The sequence below is a fragment of the Ancylomarina longa genome, from assembly GCF_003996985.1.
Classification (GTDB): Bacteria; Bacteroidota; Bacteroidia; order Bacteroidales; family Marinifilaceae; genus Ancylomarina_A; species Ancylomarina_A longa.
This window is the reverse complement of sequence record NZ_RJJX01000003.1, coordinates 208793-228696: the sequence shown is the minus strand read 5'-3', so window position 1 is coordinate 228696 and position 19904 is coordinate 208793. Positions and strand designations below refer to the sequence as shown.

Genomic DNA, 19904 nt, shown 5'->3' with positions numbered 1-19904 from the left:
CGTCTTATTTTTTTAAATTTTTAAATGGTAATCCAAATTGCTTTAATAAAGCATAAGCTTCTTCATCAGTATTTGCAGTGGTTACAAAAGTAATATTCATTCCCATTATTTTGTTGATTTCGTCCAAAACAATTTCAGGAAAAATAATTTGCTCTTCAATACCTAATGTATAGTTACCTCTACCATCAAGTTTACTGCTGATTCCTTTAAAGTCGCGAATACGTGGTAACGCTACACGAACTAATTTTTCAAGAAATTCGTACATACGTTCACGACGCAATGTAACTGTTGTTCCAATTGCCATGCCCTTACGCAGCTTAAAGTTCGAAACATCCTTTGTTGAAAGAGTTTGAATAGCTTTCTGTCCGGTAATAGCAGTTAGTTCGTTAACAGAAAATTCGCTAATTTTCTTATCAGCGATTGCCTGGCCAACACCTTGGTTAATTACAATTTTTGTAAGTTTAGGTGCCTGCATTACAGTCTTGTAGTTAAATTCCTTCATTAAAGCAGGAACAACTTCCTCTGTATATTGTTTTTTAAGAGTCGGTATATAGCTCATTACTTAATCTCCTCCCCTGACGTTTTTGAGTATCTAACTAATTTATTGTTATCGCCCATTCGTCTGCCAATACGAGCAGCTTTTCCTGTTGAAGGATCCTTCACATTTAAATTAGAAATGTGAATTGGGGCCTCTTTTTTAACGATACCTCCTTGAGGATTCTCAGCATTAGGTTTTGTATGTTTTGAAATCATGTTTACACCTTCAACGATAGCTCGTTGTTTGTCAACAAGGATTTCTAATACTTTACCTTCCATACCTTTTGATTCCCCAGCATTTACAATTACGGTATCACCCTTTTTAATATGTAACTTCATTGTTCTAGGTTTCAAAGATTATAAAACTTCTGGTGCTAGAGAAACTATTTTCATATTAGTATCTCTTAATTCTCTTGCAACAGGTCCAAAAATACGGGTTCCTCTCATTTCACCAGTGGTGTTCAACAATACACACGCATTATCATCAAAGCGAATATAAGATCCATCTGGTCTTCTAATCTCTTTTTTGGTGCGAACAACTACTGCTGTTGTTACTGTTCCTTTTTTCAATTCGGAACTAGGGATCGCGTTTTTAACGGTAACCACAATTTTATCACCAATTGAAGCATAACGTTTTTTGGTACCGCCTAACACACGAATACAAAGAACTTCTTTGGCTCCGCTGTTATCTGCTACTAATAGTCTACTTTCTGTTTGTATCATGATTACTTAGCTCTTTCTATTACTTCAACTAATCTCCAACTCTTATTTTTACTTAAAGGTCGGGTTTCCATGATTTTTACGGTATCACCTTCATTACAGGTATTTTCTTCATCGTGAGCAGTGAATTTATTGGTTTTGTTCACAAATTTACCGTAAATCGGGTGTTTTTCTTTTGTGTGAACCGCAACAGTAATGGATTTTTCCATTTTGTTACTAACCACAATCCCGATACGTTCTTTTCTTAGATTTCTTTCCATCACTTAAATTACTTTTCAGTTAATTGCCTTTGACGTAACTCAGTCATAAGTTTGGCAATGTTACGTCTGCTTTCCTTGATTTGCAAAGGATTCTCCAAAGGTGAAATAGCGTGATTTAATCTGAAGCGAGTCAATGCAGTTCTTTCTACATCCAACTTTTCTACTATTTCCGGTGTTGTTAACTCTTTAATTTCTGAATTCTTCATGATTAATCATTTGAATTTTCAACATAATCACGTCTTACGACAAACTTTGTAGTAACAGGTAACTTTTGAGCAGCAAGACGCAATGCTTCTTTCGCAACCTCGTAAGGTACTCCCTCACATTCGAATAACATTCTTCCTGGTGTAACAGGAGCAACGAATCCTTCTGGAGAACCCTTACCTTTACCCATACGAACCTCTGCAGGTTTCTTAGTGATTGGTTTATCCGGGAAAATACGTATCCAGATTTGACCTTGTCTTTGCATATATCGGGTCACTGCCACACGAGCAGCTTCAATTTGGCGACCAGTAATCCATTTTGATTCAAGTGCCTTGATTCCAAAAGATCCGAATGCCAATTCAGTACCACGACCGGCATTTCCTTTCATTCGTCCCTTTTGTTGTCTTCTAAATTTTGTCCTTTTTGGTTGTAACATCGTACTAATTATTTAGAATTTAAAGACTACTTCTTTTTTCTTCTATTAAAACCACCTTTACCTTTAGGGCCTCTGCTATCACGCATTCCTGCGTTTGGAGTAAGATCGGGTTTACCATAAATTTCTCCTTTACAGATCCATACTTTAATACCAATTAAACCATAAGTTGTCAAAGCTTCTGCCTGACAATAATCGATATCAGCTCTTAAGGTATGAAGAGGTGTACGTCCTTCTTTATACATTTCAGAACGTGCCATTTCGGCTCCATTCAAACGGCCAGAAATCTGAACTTTAATTCCTTCGGCACCCATTCTCATAGTAGAAGCAATAGCCATCTTGATTGCTCTTCGATAGGCGATACGTCCTTCGATTTGACGAGCAATATTATTAGCAACGATTACAGAGTCCAATTCAGGACGCTTAATTTCAAAGATGTTAATTTGTACTTCTTTGTCAGTAATCTTTTTTAACTCTTCTTTCAACTTATCTACTTCCTGACCACCTTTACCGATAATAATTCCCGGACGAGCAGTATTGATAGTAATAGTGATTAATTTAAGAGTTCTTTCGATAATGATTTTAGAAATACTTGCCTTAGCTAAACGAGCATTTAGGTACTTTCTAATTTTGGTATCTTCAACAAGCTTATCGCCGTAGTTTTTTCCGCCAAACCAGTTAGAATCCCATCCTTTGATGATTCCTAGTCTATTACCTATTGGATTTACTTTTTGTCCCATTCTAACTATTCTTTAGTATTATCGGCTTCAGCAGTTTTGCTACCCAATAATATAGTTACATGATTTGATCTCTTTCTAATTCTATGTGCTCTCCCTTGAGGAGCTGGTCTAAGACGCTTAAGGATTCTTGCTGAATCAACGCAAATTTCTTTGACGTACAATTCGCTATCCTCAATTCTTTGCCCTTCATTTTTTGCTTGCCAATTGGCTATAGCAGAAAGCAATAGTTTTTCTACGCGATTTGATGCCTCTTTCGGACTGAAACGAAGCACATCTAAAGCTCGATTCACCTCCATACCTCTTACCATATCGGCAACAAGTCTCATTTTGCGAGGCGAAGTAGGAACGTTTTTCAAGCTAGCAAAAGCTTTGCTCTTTTTTTCCTCCTTTATCTGGTTTGCTCTTATTCTTTTTCTTGCACCCATTTTTACAAATTCAAAATGTTAATTAAAACCTTTAACATGCTTATCGTTTTCGTTTGTCAGCATGTCCTCTAAAAGTACGAGTTGGCGCAAATTCACCTAATTTATGACCTACCATGTTTTCAGTTACATAAACAGGAATGAATTTGTTTCCGTTGTGAACGGCAATCGTGTGACCTACGAAATCAGGAGAAATCATAGAACGTCTGGACCAGGTTTTCATTACTGATTTTTTCCCTGATTCATTTTGCTCCAATACTCTTTTCTCCAATTTGAAATCGATAAAAGGGCCTTTTTTTAATGAACGACTCATAACAATCTAATTAATCAAATTACTTTTTCCTTCTTTCAACAATATACTTATTCGAAGCTTTCTTCTTAGCTCTGGTTTTGAAACCTTTAGCTAAAAGACCAGTTCTGGAACGTGGATGTCCACCTGAAGATTTACCTTCACCACCACCCATTGGGTGATCTACTGGGTTCATAACAACACCACGAACACGAGGTCTTCTTCCTAACCAACGAGTACGACCAGCTTTACCACTTCTCTCCAACGCATGGTCGGTATTAGAAACAGTTCCGATTGTAGCTTTACAGGTTACAAGAATCATTCGAACTTCTCCCGAAGGTAATTTGATCATTGCATATTTTCCTTCTCGTGAAACGAGTTGGGCATATGCTCCAGCGCTACGAGCCATCACAGCACCTTGAGAGGGTCTTAATTCAATATTATGAATTATTGTACCTAATGGGATATCAGATAATGGCATTGAATTTCCGATTTCAGGAGCTACTTTTTCTCCAGAAAGCAAAGTTTGTCCAACTTCCAATCCAATAGGTGCGATAATGTAACGTTTCTCCCCGTCAGCATACACCAGTAATGCGATGCGTGCAGTACGGTTTGGATCGTACTCAATCGAAACTACTGTGGCAGGAACACCATCTTTGTCTCTTTTGAAATCAATAACTCGATATCTTCTTTTGTGACCACCACCTATATATCTCATTGTCATCTTACCGGTGTTATTTCTACCACCAGTTTTTTTCATTGGTCTTAACAATGATTTCTCAGGTTTGTCTGTAGTTACCTGCTCAAAGGTATTTAAGATCTTATTTCTTTGACCAGGAGTTACAGGTTTTAATTTACGTACAGCCATTTTCTATTTAAATATTGCTATAAAAATCTATATTATCACCTTCAACTAAAGTAACGATCGCTTTTTTGAAAGAAGCAGTTCTACCTTCAATCATACCTGCTTTGGTTTGACGGCTTTTCTTTTTACCTTGATAATTCATGGTATTAACCGCTGCTACCTTAACATTGTACATTGATTCAACTGCTGCCTTTATTTCGATCTTTGTCGCTCTACGAGACACAACAAAACCAAAGCGATTCAATTTTTCGCTTAGCTCAGTCATTTTCTCAGTTACGATTGGCTTAATTAAAATATCCATTTTTTTAAACTTAGTTTAGTTTAAACATTTCATCGAGCCCTTTGATCGAACTCTCTACAAATAACAATGTTGAAGCTTTCATTATGTCATAAGTTGCAAGATCTGAAACACGTACAACCTCAACATTCTTCAAATTACGAGAAGACAAATATATGTTTTTATTATCTTCAGATAAAACCAAAAGAATCTTTTTATCAGACACTTTAAGTTTATTCTGCAAATCTGTAAAACTTTTTGTCTTTGGAGCTTCGAAATTGAAATCTTCAACTACCATTAAAGCATCATTCTGAGCTTTGATTGTTAAAGCAGATTTACGAGCCAACTGCTTTAGTTTCTTATTCAATTTGAAACCGTAGTTTCTTGGACGTGGACCGAATACTCGTCCTCCTCCTCTGAATACAGGCGACTTAATGCTACCGGCACGAGCTGTACCAGTACCCTTTTGTTTCTTAATCTTGGCAGTACTTCCAGAAATCTCAGCTCTTTCTTTCGATTTGTGAGTTCCCTGACGTTGATTTGCCAGATATTGTTTAACGTCTAGGTAAATAGCATGTTCGTTTGGTTCAACTCCAAAAACTGAGTCATTCAACTCTAGTTTTCTGCCTGTATCTTCTCCAGATGTATTTAAAATAGCTAATTCCATTACTTTTCAATAATTACGTATGAACCTTTAGACCCTGGAAGAGATCCTTTAACTAATAATAAATTGTTCTCAGGGATTACCTTAAGAACCTGAAGGTTTTGAACCTTCACAGTGTCTCCACCTGTGCGTCCAGCCATTCTCATGCCTTTAAATACGCGAGCTGGATACGATGCAGCACCAATAGAACCGGGAGCACGCAAACGGTTATGTTGACCGTGTGTCGCTCCACCTACTCCGCCAAACCCATGACGTTTAACTACCCCTTGAAAACCTTTACCTTTTGAAATTCCGCTTACATCTACATATGCAGACTCTTCGAAAATATCAACGGTTACGGCATCTCCTAATTTGTACTCAGCTTCGAATTCAGAGAATTCAACAAGCTTTTTCTTTGGGGTTGTGTTTGCCTTTTTAAAGTGCCCATCTAGCGCCTTAGTTGTTCGCTTTTCCTTTTTTTCATCAAAAGCCAACTGAAGTGCTTCGTAACCATCAGTATCAATAGTTTTGATCTGAGTTACCACACATGGACCTGCCTCAATGACAGTGCATGGAATATTTTTTCCCTCGGCACTGTAAACGGAAGTCATTCCGATTTTTTTTCCAATTAATCCTGGCATTTCTCTTTACTTTTTAAATAAATCTAACAGTTTATCAAACTTTGATTTCAACTTCTACACCACTAGGCAATTCTAGTTTCATCAATGCGTCAATTGTATTTGCAGTAGAACTGTAAATATCAATCAAACGTTTAAATGAAGATAGTTGAAACTGTTCTCTTGATTTCTTGTTCACAAAAGTAGAACGAAGAACAGTAAAAATTCTTCTGTGTGTTGGAAGTGGAATAGGACCGCTAACAACAGCACCTGTAGCCTTAACTGTCTTAACGATCTTCTCAGCCGATTTATCAACCAAATTGTGATCGTAAGATTTCAGTTTAATTCTAATTTTTTGGCTCATCTTATTTAGATATTATACGATGATATAATTATAATAATTCAACTTTACCCTTGGCAGTTTCAACCACTTCCTTAGCAATACCTTTTGGCACCTCTGCAAAATGAGAGAATTCCATTGAAGAGTTTGCACGACCGGAAGATAGGGTTCTCAAAACAGTAACATAACCAAATTGTTCGGACAATGGTACTTTAGCATTCACAACTCTTGCTCCATGCTTAGATTCCATACCTTCAACCTGCCCCCTACGTTTGTTCAAATCGCCGATAATATCTCCCATATATTCCTCTGGAGTAACTACCTCAATTTTCATGATAGGCTCAAGAAGAACTGGAGAAGCTTTAGCACAAGCGTGTTTGAAACCAAGTTTAGCAGCAAGCTCAAACGACAATTGATCTGAGTCAACTGGATGGAAAGATCCATCAAAAAGTGTCACTTTCAAACGGTCAACTGTATAACCGGCGAGTACACCATTTTTCATAGCTTCGATAAATCCTTTCTGAACAGAAGGAACATATTCCTTAGGGATATTACCACCTTTGATTTTATCAATAAATTGTAATCCATCACCTTCAAAATCATCATCTACAGGACCGATTACAAATTGAATATCAGCAAATTTACCACGACCACCAGATTGCTTTTTAAACACTTCTCTGTGTTCAATGTCAGCGGTAATAGCTTCTTTATATGCTACTTGTGGTGCACCTTGATTACATTCCACCTTAAATTCACGTTTCAAACGGTCAATGATAATATCAAGGTGAAGTTCACCCATTCCAGAAATTACAGTTTGTCCGGAATCTTCATCGGTTTTAACCTGAAAGGTTGGATCCTCCTCAGCCAATTTGGCTAAAGCCATACCCATTCTATCCAAATCTTTCTGAGTCAAAGGCTCAACAGCAATTCCAATTACTGGATCTGGAAAATCCATTGATTCAAGCTCAATAGGAGTTTCTTTCTGACAAAGAGTATCCCCTGTGCGAATATCTTTGAATCCAACACAAGCGCAAATATCACCAGCCTCAACACGATCAATAGCATTCTGCTTATTGGAGTGCATTTGGTAGATACGAGAAATACGCTCTTTGTGACCAGTTCTCACATTGTACACGTAAGAACCTGCATCAATAGCACCAGAATACAAACGAGCAAAAGCTAATCGACCAACAAATGGATCAGTAGCAATCTTAAACGCCAATGCTGCTAAGGGCTCTTCTACACTTGGTTTGCGATGAACATCCTCATCAGTACCTGGGATTTTACCCACAATGTCTTCAACATCTAATGGTGATGGTAAGAAAGCGATTACAGCATCCAACAAACGTTGAACACCTTTATTTTTAAATGCAGAACCACAAAGCATAGGAACAATATCCATTGCAATAGTAGCCTTACGTATAACGTCAATCATTTCCTGCTCAGTAATTGATTCAGGATCTTCAAAGAAACGTTCAAGTAATTCCTCATCCTGCTCGGCTACAGCTTCAACCAATTTTTCTCTCCACTCTTTAGCCTCAGCAACCAAATGATCTGGAATCTCTTCCAAGGTATAATTGGTTCCATTCTCATCATCATACCATACAACAGCTTTCATTGCAATCAAATCGACTACACCTCGAAAACTATCTTCAGATCCAATAGGAATTTGGACAGGAACAGGATTAGCTCCTAATTTTTCTCTTACCTCACGAACGGCTTTGAAAAAATCTGCACCAGAACGGTCCATCTTATTTACAAAACCCATGCGTGGAACTTTATATTTATCCGCTTGTCTCCAAACAGTTTCAGATTGAGCTTCAACACCACCCACTGCACAAAAGGTTGCAACAGCACCATCCAAAACACGCAATGAACGCTCTACCTCAACAGTAAAGTCAACGTGACCCGGGGTGTCAATAATATTAATCTGATATTTTTCATCATCGTAATTCCAGAAACAAGTTGTTGCAGCTGAAGTAATTGTAATACCTCTTTCCTGCTCTTGCTCCATCCAGTCCATTGTAGCAGCACCATCATGTACCTCACCAATTTTGTGAGAAACTCCGGTATAATACAAAATACGTTCCGTAGTTGTAGTTTTACCGGCGTCGATATGAGCCATAATACCAATGTTTCTGGTAAAATTCAAATCTCTCTTTGCCATTTTCTTCGTCCTCTAATTGCTTAACAATTATTAAAATCTAAAGTGAGCAAAAGCACGGTTTGCTTCAGCCATTCTATGAGTATCCTCTTTCTTCTTGTAAGCTCCACCTTCCTCATTAAAGCCAGCAATAATCTCTGCAGACAATTTCTCTGCCATTGATTTACCGGATCTTTTACGTGCAAAAAGTATCATATTCTTAATAGAAACAGATACTTTTCTTTCTGGACGAATTTCCATTGGAACCTGAAATGTAGCACCTCCTACACGACGACTTTTCACCTCCACCGCAGGAGTGATGTTCTCTAATGCTTTTTTCCAGATCTCAAGAGGAGATTTCTCTAATTTCTCAGTTTTTGCCTTAACGATTTCCAAAGCGTCGTAAAACACCTTAAAGGCAAGATTCTTCTTACCGTCAACCATCAAGTCATTCACAAATCTTGTCACCAAAACATCATTAAATTTTGGGTCTGGTAACAAAATCCTTTTTTTAGGTCTTGATTTTCTCATTTTTTTTAGTTTACGAGTCAATTCGTATGTTAGCTGCCCAAATGCGTCTTCAACAGTCTCACGACTATTTACTCAACCTAGTGGGAAAAACACATAAACTATAACTCCTACAGTTACAAACTAGATTTCAATTACTTTTTCTTTGGTCTCTTTGTACCATACTTTGAACGTCTCTGCATACGTCCCTCAACACCTGAAGCATCTAAAGCACCACGAACTAAGTGATATCTTACACCTGGAAGGTCTTTCACACGTCCACCTCTAATTAATACAATAGAGTGCTCCTGCAAATTGTGGCCTTCTCCTGGAATATAAGCATTCACTTCTTTTCCGTTAGTCAATCTAACACGTGCTACCTTACGCATAGCTGAGTTAGGCTTCTTAGGTGTAGTTGTATACACACGAACACAAACCCCTCTTCTTTGAGGACAAGAATCCAATGCCGGAGCCTTGCTTTTCTCTTGAAGCTTGATTCTTCCTTTTCTAACTAACTGTTGAATTGTAGGCATATTAACAATTACTTTTTTAATTAAATATATTTTAACAAATTGGTTTGCAAAGGTATTATTTATTTTATAAAAACCATAGCTACACTATCGTATTTTATAAAAATCCCCTTTAAATCAGCGCACAAAGGTATGAAAAGCCTTTAAATAAGACAAGTTCTTACTAGCCAAAAAATTAAGCAATTTCTAATATTTCTTCCAAACCACCATTACTCGCAGTAAAACAGAGGATAAAAGTAAAAATACAACCAAAAAATAACCTTATCAATTCTTTTTGTTCATTTAAGAGTTTAATGTGTATTGTATCTTATAAAAAAGTTAATTAATTTGGGAGTCCTTAAAGCCAATAACAGGATACCAATTTCTTGTTATTAGAAAATTGTTTATAAACCCCAAAAAAAATACCATTATGAAAGTGTACCCTTCAAATGAGATTAAAAACATCGCCCTCATTGGCAACGCGGGCTCGGGTAAAACTACCCTTGCTGAATCGATGTTGTATGAAGGCGGTGTTATTACAAGACGTGGAAACGTGGAAGATAATAACACCGCTTCTGATTATAACCCAGTAGAACACGAATATGGTAATTCCGTATTTTCAACTGTGTTGTACACAGAATACCTAGGTAAAAAAATCAATTTTGTAGATACTCCGGGAGCCGACGACTTTTCTGGTGGAGTTATTTCTGCATTAAACGTGGTTGATACCGGGCTAATGGTTATTAATGCACAGCAAGGTGTAGAAGTTGGAACTGAAATCATTGGAAGAAGAGCTGCAGCCTTGAACAAGCCATTAATTTTTGTGGTCAATCAACTTGATCATGATAAAGCAAATTTCGAACATACAATAGAATCGGCGAAGGTTAATTTTGGTCATAAAATTTGCATCGTTCAATACCCCGTAAACGTTGGCGTAAATTTTAATGCGGTGGTTGATGTTTTAAAAATGAAAATGTATCAGTGGGGAGCCGAAGGTGGTGAACCAGAAATATTAGCCATTCCTGATACTGAAATTGAGAAGGCAAATGAACTTCATAATGAACTTGTAGAGTCTGCTGCAGAGAACGATGAAAACCTAATGGAATTGTACTTTGATAAAGGTACATTAACAGAAGATGAAATGAGGGAAGGGATTAAAAAAGGCATGATTGTCTGTGATCTATTTCCTGTTTTTTGTGTTTCAGCTAAAAAAGAAATGGGTGTTCGAAGACTAATGGAATTCATTGGAAATATAGTTCCTTTTGTTACTGAAATGCCTGCGATTCCAACTATTAGTGGACGTGTAGCTAAATGCGACTCTAATGCTGCAACATCTCTTTTTATTTTTAAAACTTCCATAGAACCACATATTGGAGAAGTTAATTATTTCAAAGTTATCTCTGGTAAAATTAAGGAGGGTGATGATTTAATTAATGTTAATAACAGCACAAAAGAAAGATTATCTCAGCTTTATCTAGTAGCAGGCAGGAATCGGGAACGAGTACCAGAATTGGTAGCGGGAGACATCGGGGCTACCGTAAAATTAAAAAATACAAAGAACAATCACACACTTAACGATAAGGATTGTGATTTCACCTACAAGGATATTGAATTTCCTGAACCTAAATTTAGAACTGCTGTTAAAGCAAAGGAAGAATCTGACGATGAAAGGCTAGGCGAAGTTCTTCATAGAATGCATGAAGAAGACCCAACAATTCTCATTGAATATTCTAAAGAATTAAAGCAACTGATATTACATGGACAAGGAGAATTTCATCTAAACACGCTTAAATGGAGACTACTTCACAATGATAAATTAGAAATCGAATTCCTGACTCCGAAAATTCAGTATCGGGAAACAATTACCAAGCAAGCACAGGCTAATTATCGACACAAAAAACAGTCAGGAGGTGCAGGCCAATTTGGAGAAGTGCATATAATAATTGAACCATATGAGGAAGATATGCCATCTCCAACGTTTTACAACGTTAATGGCAAGGAACTAAAAGTAAATCTAAGAGGTACCGAAGTAATCGAACTTGATTGGGGTGGTAAACTTGTATTTTGCAATTGTATTGTTGGTGGTGCTATTGATGCGCGTTTTTTACCTGCAATTTTGAAAGGCGTTATGGAAAAAATGGATGAGGGTCCACTTACCGGATCCTATGCAAGAGATATCCGAGTTGTAGTATATGACGGTAAGATGCACGCTGTGGATTCCAATGAAATTTCATTTAGATTAGCCGGTCGTCATGCTTTTAGCAATGCCTTTAAAAATGCAGGGCCAAAGATTCTTGAGCCTATATATGATATAGAAATACTTGTTCCTGAAGATCGTATGGGAGATGTAATGAGTGATTTACAAACCCGTCGCGCCATGATTATGGGTATGGAAGCAGAGAAAGGATTCCAAAAAATTCTAGCAAAGGTTCCTTTGAAAGAAATGAATAGATATTCCACATCTTTAAGTTCTTTAACTGGTGGACGAGCACAATTCTCTATGAAATTTGCCTCCTATGAAAAAGTACCAGGTGATGTTCAAGAGGAATTATTGGCTGCTTACGAAGAAGAAACAGCAGAAGCTTAGCATTTAACCTATTTGCAATATAGAAACCGCCTTATTAGAGGCGGTTTCTATATTTTACCTCAATTTAAATCCATTATAGAAATTCGTATTGTTTACGGACTATTGGAAATCCCACAAATCTCATTTCATCTTTATTTTTTAATCTGATGAAATATTTTAGAAAGCAGTATCTAATATTTTTTGATTGAAATAAATACTATCTTATTTTCGAATCAACATAAAAGATCCCTTTTTGGTATATTTTTTTGTAGGTTCCTCCCGACCAGTTGCAGTAATCACATAAAAATAAGTACCTGGAGTTGCCCATTTTCCATTAATCTTACCATTCCATCCTTCATTAGGATTTTTCCATTCAAAAATAACTCTACCCCATCGATTAAAAACTATGGCATGAAATTTATTTAATGATTGAGATTTAATGCGCCAAACATCGTTTTGACCATCTCCATTTGGTGTAAAAACATTTGGCACCTGAACCAAAGAAGTATCAACAACTATAGGTGTTGAAATTGTAAATTCATCCTTACATACATCTGGACCTTTATCAGATTTCACAACTAATTTGATAAAATAATTACCAGGATGCAAATAAATGTATTTTTCCGGATTTTTCTCTAGAATAATACCATCCACCAACAAGCTATCTTCCAAGGGAACTTCTGTCGGAATATCTTCAAAATCTTTATATAAAAACCATTCGTAATCCGTTGCGTTTAAGGCTTCATAATTTATAGTTACTTCTAAGGGAGCCTCCCCTTTTTCAGGTGTTACAGAAAACATAGATTCAGCAACATAGGTTTCACTTAAAATAGACGGAGAAATAAACACACAACCATACTGATCAATGACTGTAATACTAAATGTTTTTTCCCCTTCAAAAGCTTTTAAGTCAATAAAATCCTCTAACGAACCAGAATAATTATTCAACGCTTTTCGTTGAATCTCTTCTCCATTTCTTGTAAGCGAAAATACAATCTTATCCTCTACAGGCACATCCATTGGTGTTGTAGAAGGAATATCCAAATATTGCAATTTCACCGGAGCAAAAGTGGACGTAAAATGAATCCCAATACAATCCATCAGACTTAAATTAAATACAGGATTTGAATTTACATTATTTAGCACCCATACTTGATCCTCATGAGATTCGCTCGCGTTATCAATTACTACCCTATATAATCCATCATTGAGATTCGTAAGTATTGATTGAGTCTGATTATTTTCAACCAAAACGGGGATGGTAAAATCAGAAGTACTACTATCCCATTTTGCCCAGGTAAAAGTCCAACCAGATGTTCCATCAGATGATTCCGCTTTTAATTCACCTGCACCAGCTCCCATATTATCACAAAACACATAAATAGAATCCTGAGCAGTATTTGTATATTGCGTTACTGATTTAAAATCAGCATTTGAAGCAGATATTTGTGAAAACCCAGGAACTGCCCAAACAGTAATTATCGCAAAAAGTAATCCGCGTAAACTTATTATAGAATAAAATAAATCTAACTTGAATCTCATCTTCATATAGGTATATTTTAAGGATATTTCTTGATTTACAATATTAAAAAAATTAAGCCGTTTTCTAAGCTCGAATCAATTATCTTACGAGTTTATTCTTAAAAAGAATCGAAATTTAAGCTTCATGTACTATTTTTGACACTTAAAATTAATGGTAATGATAGATAAAATAGAATATTTAAATGAGTTAAATTCAGTACAGAAAGAAGCCGTTGAAAATATTTATGGCCCTTCACTTGTTATTGCTGGTGCTGGATCCGGGAAGACAAGGGTGCTAACCTATCGAATAGCTCATCTACTACAACAAGGAGTTCGCCCCTATTCTATTCTTGCCTTGACATTTACCAATAAGGCAGCTAGGGAAATGAAAGATCGAATTGCTGCGATCGTTGGTTCCAAGCAAGCACATAATCTCTGGATGGGAACCTTCCATTCCACTTTTGCTAAAATTTTACGTTATGAGGCGGAACACCTTGGATTCGATTCTAATTTCACCATTTACGATGCTCAGGATTCCCGAAATTTATTTCGAAGTATTATCAAAGAAATGCAGCTGGATGATAAAGTTTATAAACCAAATGAAGTCCAGAATAGAATTTCCTCAGCAAAAAATAATTTGGTAACTGCAAATGCATATGCCCAAAATGCTCAAATTCAGAAAATAGATGCTAGTGTTCGTCGTCCCAGAATATTTGAAATATATAAAAAATATAGCCAAAGATGCCGACAAGCTAATGCAATGGATTTTGATGATTTACTCTTACAAACCAATCTGTTATTTAAAACAAAACCGGAAATTCTGGCAAAATATCAGGATAAATTCAAGTATATTTTGGTTGATGAGTATCAGGATACTAATTATTCCCAATACTTAATTGTAAAAAAACTAGCTGAAAATCATAAAAACGTGTGCGTAGTTGGGGATGATGCACAGAGTATATATTCGTTTCGAGGTGCAAAAATTGAAAACATACTAAACTTCAGAAATGATTATCCTAATTATAAACTATACAAACTAGAACAAAATTACAGATCCACACAAAACATTGTTAATGCTGCCAATAGTATCATCCATAAAAATAAAGGTCAAATTAAAAAAATTTCCTTTTCGGATAAGGAATTTGGTGATAAAATAAAAATAATAAAAGCATTAACGGATCACGAAGAAGGATATATAATTTCAAACGACATCTTCGAAACCAGGATGCGCGAACATATAAATTATAAGGGGTTTGCCATTCTTTATCGAACCAATGCACAATCTAGAATATTCGAGGAATCTCTTCGTAAACTGAATCTCCCCTACAAAATTTATGGTGGTTTATCCTTTTATCAACGTAAGGAAATAAAAGACCTATTGGCCTATTACAGGATGACTACCAACCCCTATGACGAAGAAGCAATCAAAAGGGTGATTAATTATCCGAAAAGGGGAATTGGAGCGACAACCATAAATAAATTACAAGAAGCAGCTACTCAAAATGATAGCAGCATGTGGGAAGTTATTACTGAATTAACCCACAGACCCTATGGTTTAAATACAGGAACAATTTCAAAATTGATGAAATTTACAAACCTAATTTCTGGTTTTCAGTCACAGCTGGATAAATTAACTGCTTTCGATCTGGCTAAGCATATCGCAGAATCTACCGGTATCATTAGAGAACTTTATAACGACAGGTCACCGGAAGGGGTATCCCGGCATGAAAACATTCAGGAATTACTAAACGGTATTCAGGAATTCACCCAAAATGCATTGGAGGAAGGTCAGGAACTACAACTAAACAATTATTTAGAGGATGTAGCTTTATTAACCGATCAGGATAATGAAAAGGACGAAGATCGTGATAAAATAAGTTTGATGACTATTCACGCTGCTAAAGGCCTTGAGTTCCCCTACCTGTATATTGTTGGTTTAGAGGAAGAATTATTCCCTTCTCAAATGGCAACAGGTACCCTACCTGAATTAGAGGAAGAAAGACGATTATTTTATGTTGCACTTACCCGCGCAGAGCAAAAAATTACCCTTTCCTTCGCAAAATCCAGATACAAATGGGGTAATATGAGTTATCCCCGCCCAAGTAGATTTATTGGTGAAATTGATGAATCCTATGTGGATTTCACCTACGATCAAGCTCCAGAATTTGCAAATAATGGAAATGAATATACATCAAGTGAAACAGAATATGAAACTCCTGATGAACCAAGTCGTTTTCAAAAAAAGAGGAGTTTTTCCACTAAACCAAAACTTAAACAGGCAGGAGCTCGTATCAAAAGAAACAATCCTTTAAGTGATGATCCTAATTTTGAGCCTTCCAACCCAGCCTTAATTCAATCAGGAATGGTGGTAGAGCATCAAAGATTTGGAAAAGGCAAAGTATTACAAATTGAAGGAAGTGCACCAAACATTAAAGCAACCGTATTTTTTCAAACTGTTGGACAAAAACAACTTCTTTTAAAATTTGCAAAACTTAAAATTATAGGATAAATCATTAACAATTTGTATTGAAGAAAGAAAACACATACATTTGCAGTGAGTTCTAAGGCTTTCTGAATTTGCCGTTTACCTTAAGGCTATTCATTAAAATTTCTTTTGTTCTTCATAGTAATAACCAATAAGATCTTAGTCTCTCCAAATTATTAATATTTAAACTTTTCAATTTCGTTAAGGTAACCGACTGCTGATAATCTGACAGATGTGAGATTTATTTGTCTTTATGAAATTTGATATTACCAGAATAAACAACATTTAAATAGATGGATTATAATTCAAACAGGAAACAACTTGTACTTCCTGAATATGGACGAAATGTTCAGAAGATGGTTGACTTTGCAATGACCGTTGAAGACAAGGAGGAAAGAAATCGTGTGGCTAAAAGTATTATCGCTATAATGGGTAATATGTACCCTCATCTTAGAGATGTTAGTGATTTCAGACACAAATTATGGGATCATCTTGCAATCATGTCAGATTTTAGCCTTGACATAGATTCTCCATACGAGGCACCTACAAAAGAAAAACTTGCCGAAAAGCCTGAATTATTGCCTTACAGTAACCAGAGGATCAAGTATCGTCACTACGGGCGTACCATTGAATTATTGTTGGAAAAAGCAATAGAAATTGAAGAACAAAAGGAAAAAGACGCTCTCATCCAAATGATTGCCAATCATATGAAAAAATCATATGCTACATGGAATAAGGATAGTGTACCTGACGAAAAAATATTTAAGGATATTGTTGAATTATCCAAAGGGAAACTTCAAATACCTGAAGAACTTAAATTAAGGGAAAGCCGAGAGAAGGATTACTCACAAAAAAATAAAAAAAGAAAACCTTCCCGACCCGATAATCGGAAATTCAGTAAAAGTAAATAATTTCAAAAAACCGGTTTTATACCGGTTTTTTTTGTGCAAATCCAGTAGGTCACATGCTTTTTTGATTATATTTTATACTTATCTTTAAGTTCTCATTCACACCAAAACATTTAACAAATGAGCACATTCGAAATTATAGGAGGTCAACCATTAAAGGGTGAACTCACACCTCAAGGAGCAAAAAACGAAGCTTTACAAATTCTTTGCGCTACCCTGTTAACAGAAGAAAAAGTAACCATTCACAATATCCCTAACATTCTTGATGTTAATAAATTAATAGAATTATTATCTAATTTAGGAGTGAGTGTTTCTCAAGAATCTAAAAACTCCTACACCTTCGAAGCAAAGGATATTCAGTTAGAATATCTCAATTCAGCTGAATTTGCCCGCAAAGGATCTTCCTTACGAGGTTCAATAATGATAATTGGTCCCCTATTGGCTCGTTTTGGAAAAGGATACATTCCTCGTCCAGGTGGAGATAAAATTGGTCGCCGCAGATTAGACACCCATTTTATTGGGTTTGAAAAATTAGGAGCCAAATTTCATTTCAATCCGGGTGAGAATTTTTACCGAGTAGAAGCCGATCAACTAAAAGGAGCTTATATGCTGCTTGACGAAGCTTCTGTAACCGGAACTGCAAATATAATTATGGCTGCCGTTTTGGCGCAAGGTACTACGACCATCTATAATGCAGCATGCGAACCATATATACAGCAATTGTGTCGAATGCTTATCCGTATGGGAGCAAAAATCTCTGGAATTGGCTCCAATCTACTGGAAATTAAAGGAGTAAGTTCACTTACTGGGTGTGAACACCGCATCCTTCCAGATATGATTGAAATAGGTAGTTTCATAGGTTTGGCTGCAATGACCAGATCTGAAATTACGATAAAAGACGTTGCCTTTAAAGAATTAGGAATGATTCCGGATGCATTCCGCCGTTTGGGTATAAAAATAGAACTTCATGGGGATGATATTTTTATTCCTAAACAAGATAAGTATCAAATTGAGACTTTTATCGATGGCTCCATTCTTACAATAGCCGATGCGCCTTGGCCAGGTTTAACACCAGATCTTTTGAGTGTATTTCTGGTGGTAGCAACTCAAGCAAAAGGCAGCGTTTTAATTCATCAGAAAATGTTCGAAAGCCGATTGTTTTTTACGGATAAATTAATTGATATGGGTGCTCAAATCATTTTATGTGATCCACATCGTGCTACTGTAATTGGACTAAATCAGGAACAGCGACTTCGTGCTACAACTATGGTATCACCCGATATTAGAGCTGGTGTTGCACTGCTGATCGCAGCATTATCAGCCGATGGAACAAGTACGATTCACAATATTGATCAAATCGATAGAGGTTATGAAAATATTGATCTGCGATTAAATGCAATCGGTGCTAATATCAAAAGAATCAACCTTTAACTATTTATTAACATTTTAAATAAACAGAACTTTATAATTTAGACCTAAATTAAAATCGTAAAAATTAAAAAGTATGAAACGATTAAAATACACTCTAATATTCTTCTCCATTTTCATGTCCATATCCGTTTTTGCAGCTACAAATCCTGCAATTAAAGGAACCGATATGAAAGAAGGTTTTGAAGTAGGGAATAGACTCCCAAATATAAGTGCAAAATCAATGTACGGAAAAACTCTAGAACTAAATGCACTAAAAGGGAAAGTAGTTTTAGTGGATTTCTGGGCTTCCTGGTGTCCTCCTTGTAGAGCTGAAAACCCCAGAATGGTTAATGCCTACAATAAATTTAAAGATGAAAATTTTAAAAATGGAAATGGATTTACCATTTTCAGCTTCTCTCTGGATACAAAATTAGCCAATTGGAAAGCTGCAATTACAAAAGACAAACTTATCTGGAATAATCATGTAAGTGAATTACAAGGATGGCATTCCCCTACCTCGAACAGATTTGGGATTAATTCAATTCCAGCAAATTTTCTGATTGATGGTGATGGCATTATTCTAGCGAAAAATCTACGTGGTGAAAAATTGGAATTGGTACTTCAATACTATGTGAAAAAATAATTGCATCCCAAATAATATAAATAGGGCTGTTGAAAAAGGAAATTCCTTTTACAACAGTCCTACTATTTTTTGATCTATCTATCAATTTACTAAGACTATATTTCTATTAATTGACACATTCATCTGAAAAAATGAAAAATTTACAGTTCCAAATTCTATCTTTGTGCCAATTTGTCGTAAACCAACCTATTGGCAGGTTATTTGCAAACAAATGCCAAGAATAATATAAAAATGAAAAAATCATTGAAAGATGACAAAAGATACAAGCAAATCTAAAAAAGAAAAATTGAAAGAAAAAGATTTAGAAACTACTGCTGAGAAAGTTGTTGAGGATACAAAAACGCAGGAAGAGCCACAAACAGAAGAAAAAAAAGACAAGAAAAAAAACAAAAAATCAGCAAAAGAAAAAAAGGCTGACGAAATGGAAGAGCTTGGAAATAAACTTCAGGATATTAGTGATAAATACATTCGCTTATCGGCTGAATTTGATAACTACCGCAAAAGAACTTTGAAAGAGAAAATGGAGTTAACAAAATCTGCTGGAGAAAAAATTTTAATTAATGTTTTGCCGGTAATTGACAACTTTGAACGAGCACTCGTTTCTATTGATGATACGAAAGATGTTGAGGCAATAAAGGAAGGTATCCATTTAATATATAACAACTTTAAGGATTTTGTCACCCAAAATGGAGTGAAGGAAATCGAAACTGTAAATAAAGAATTTGATACTGACATTCATGAAGCTATCACCAAAATCCCTGCTCCATCAGAGGATTTAAAAGGAAAAGTTGTGGACTGCGTTGAAAAAGGATATTACCTAAACGACAAAGTGATACGTTTCTCGAAAGTTGTTGTTGGAGAATAA

24 protein-coding genes are annotated in these 19904 nt (G+C 35.9%); 6 read left to right on the top strand and 18 right to left on the bottom strand.

Annotated elements, in window-relative coordinates; translation table 11 throughout:
• Window positions 1–4 precede the first annotated feature (4 nt).
• The 17 genes from rplE to rpsL form a co-directional block, all read right to left on the bottom strand.
• A complete protein-coding gene (rplE, locus tag DLK05_RS04300) occupies window positions 5–559 on the bottom strand; it encodes a 50S ribosomal protein L5 (protein WP_127342752.1) in 555 nt (184 codons plus the stop codon).
• Window positions 559–876, bottom strand: coding sequence for a 50S ribosomal protein L24 (gene rplX / locus DLK05_RS04295; RefSeq protein WP_127342751.1), 318 nt, complete (start codon window positions 874–876; stop codon window positions 559–561). The genes rplE and rplX overlap by 1 nt, the downstream gene beginning before the upstream one ends.
• Before the next feature lie 18 nt (window positions 877–894).
• A complete protein-coding gene (rplN, locus tag DLK05_RS04290) occupies window positions 895–1260 on the bottom strand; it encodes a 50S ribosomal protein L14 (RefSeq protein ID WP_127342750.1) in 366 nt (121 codons plus the stop codon).
• A gap of 2 nt (window positions 1261–1262) precedes the next feature.
• A complete protein-coding gene (rpsQ, locus tag DLK05_RS04285) occupies window positions 1263–1517 on the bottom strand; it encodes a 30S ribosomal protein S17 (RefSeq protein ID WP_127342749.1) in 255 nt (84 codons plus the stop codon).
• Between the two features lie 8 nt (window positions 1518–1525).
• A complete protein-coding gene (gene rpmC, locus DLK05_RS04280) occupies window positions 1526–1723 on the bottom strand; it encodes a 50S ribosomal protein L29 (RefSeq protein ID WP_127342748.1) in 198 nt (65 codons plus the stop codon).
• A gap of 2 nt (window positions 1724–1725) precedes the next feature.
• Window positions 1726–2157, bottom strand: a complete 432-nt coding sequence (rplP, locus tag DLK05_RS04275; protein ID WP_127342747.1) for a 50S ribosomal protein L16 — start codon at window positions 2155–2157, stop codon at window positions 1726–1728.
• 26 nt (window positions 2158–2183) lie between these two features.
• Window positions 2184–2894 (bottom strand): 30S ribosomal protein S3, encoded by a 711-nt coding sequence (rpsC, locus tag DLK05_RS04270; protein ID WP_127342746.1) that lies wholly within the window; start codon window positions 2892–2894, stop codon window positions 2184–2186.
• A 5-nt stretch (window positions 2895–2899) separates the two neighbouring features.
• The gene (gene rplV, locus DLK05_RS04265; protein ID WP_127342745.1) at window positions 2900–3319 is read right to left on the bottom strand and encodes a 50S ribosomal protein L22; all 420 of its coding nucleotides are present in this window, start codon (window positions 3317–3319) and stop codon (window positions 2900–2902) included.
• 40 nt (window positions 3320–3359) lie between these two features.
• Complete coding sequence (rpsS, locus tag DLK05_RS04260) at window positions 3360–3629, bottom strand: 30S ribosomal protein S19 (protein WP_127342744.1); 270 nt, start codon at window positions 3627–3629, stop codon at window positions 3360–3362.
• Between the two features lie 19 nt (window positions 3630–3648).
• Window positions 3649–4473, bottom strand: coding sequence for a 50S ribosomal protein L2 (rplB, locus tag DLK05_RS04255; protein ID WP_127342743.1), 825 nt, complete (start codon window positions 4471–4473; stop codon window positions 3649–3651).
• Between the two features lie 7 nt (window positions 4474–4480).
• Window positions 4481–4771: a 50S ribosomal protein L23 gene (gene rplW / locus DLK05_RS04250; protein WP_127342742.1), complete on the bottom strand. Its 291-nt coding sequence runs from the start codon at window positions 4769–4771 to the stop codon at window positions 4481–4483.
• A gap of 10 nt (window positions 4772–4781) precedes the next feature.
• Entirely contained in the window at window positions 4782–5414 is a 633-nt protein-coding gene (gene rplD / locus DLK05_RS04245; RefSeq protein ID WP_127342741.1) for a 50S ribosomal protein L4, read from the bottom strand.
• Entirely contained in the window at window positions 5414–6031 is a 618-nt protein-coding gene (gene rplC, locus DLK05_RS04240) for a 50S ribosomal protein L3 (protein ID WP_127342740.1), read from the bottom strand. Before rplC ends, rplD begins: the two co-directional genes overlap by 1 nt.
• Before the next feature lie 34 nt (window positions 6032–6065).
• A complete protein-coding gene (gene rpsJ / locus DLK05_RS04235; protein ID WP_127342739.1) occupies window positions 6066–6371 on the bottom strand; it encodes a 30S ribosomal protein S10 in 306 nt (101 codons plus the stop codon).
• 28 nt (window positions 6372–6399) lie between these two features.
• Complete coding sequence (fusA, locus tag DLK05_RS04230) at window positions 6400–8514, bottom strand: elongation factor G (RefSeq protein WP_127342738.1); 2115 nt, start codon at window positions 8512–8514, stop codon at window positions 6400–6402.
• Between the two features lie 30 nt (window positions 8515–8544).
• Window positions 8545–9021 carry a 30S ribosomal protein S7 gene (gene rpsG, locus DLK05_RS04225; RefSeq protein ID WP_127342737.1) on the bottom strand — a complete coding sequence of 159 codons (477 nt, stop codon included), beginning with the start codon at window positions 9019–9021 and terminating at the stop codon, window positions 8545–8547.
• A 131-nt stretch (window positions 9022–9152) separates the two neighbouring features.
• A complete protein-coding gene (rpsL, locus tag DLK05_RS04220; protein WP_127342736.1) occupies window positions 9153–9530 on the bottom strand; it encodes a 30S ribosomal protein S12 in 378 nt (125 codons plus the stop codon).
• Window positions 9531–9936: 406 nt separating this feature from the next.
• Here rpsL and fusA2 point away from each other — a divergent pair, with 406 nt between their 5' ends.
• A complete protein-coding gene (gene fusA2 / locus DLK05_RS04215; RefSeq protein ID WP_127342735.1) occupies window positions 9937–12093 on the top strand; it encodes an elongation factor G2 in 2157 nt (718 codons plus the stop codon).
• A 201-nt stretch (window positions 12094–12294) separates the two neighbouring features.
• Here the strand turns inward: fusA2 and DLK05_RS04210 are convergent, their stop codons facing one another.
• Entirely contained in the window at window positions 12295–13620 is a 1326-nt protein-coding gene (locus DLK05_RS04210; RefSeq protein WP_127342734.1) for a T9SS type B sorting domain-containing protein, read from the bottom strand.
• A gap of 151 nt (window positions 13621–13771) precedes the next feature.
• On the opposite strand from DLK05_RS04210, the gene DLK05_RS04205 reads away from it, so the two are divergent.
• The 5 genes from DLK05_RS04205 (at window position 13772) to DLK05_RS04185 (ending at window position 19904) form a co-directional block, all read left to right on the top strand.
• Window positions 13772–16102, top strand: coding sequence for an ATP-dependent helicase (locus tag DLK05_RS04205; RefSeq protein ID WP_127342733.1), 2331 nt, complete (start codon window positions 13772–13774; stop codon window positions 16100–16102).
• A 269-nt stretch (window positions 16103–16371) separates the two neighbouring features.
• On the top strand, window positions 16372–16989 hold the full coding sequence (locus tag DLK05_RS04200) for a DUF4290 domain-containing protein (RefSeq protein WP_127342732.1): 618 nt from the start codon (window positions 16372–16374) through the stop codon (window positions 16987–16989).
• A 117-nt stretch (window positions 16990–17106) separates the two neighbouring features.
• The gene (gene murA / locus DLK05_RS04195; RefSeq protein WP_127342731.1) at window positions 17107–18417 is read left to right on the top strand and encodes a UDP-N-acetylglucosamine 1-carboxyvinyltransferase; all 1311 of its coding nucleotides are present in this window, start codon (window positions 17107–17109) and stop codon (window positions 18415–18417) included.
• Between the two features lie 73 nt (window positions 18418–18490).
• The gene (locus DLK05_RS04190; protein WP_127342730.1) at window positions 18491–19039 is read left to right on the top strand and encodes a TlpA family protein disulfide reductase; all 549 of its coding nucleotides are present in this window, start codon (window positions 18491–18493) and stop codon (window positions 19037–19039) included.
• A 250-nt stretch (window positions 19040–19289) separates the two neighbouring features.
• Complete coding sequence (locus DLK05_RS04185; RefSeq protein WP_127342729.1) at window positions 19290–19904, top strand: nucleotide exchange factor GrpE; 615 nt, start codon at window positions 19290–19292, stop codon at window positions 19902–19904.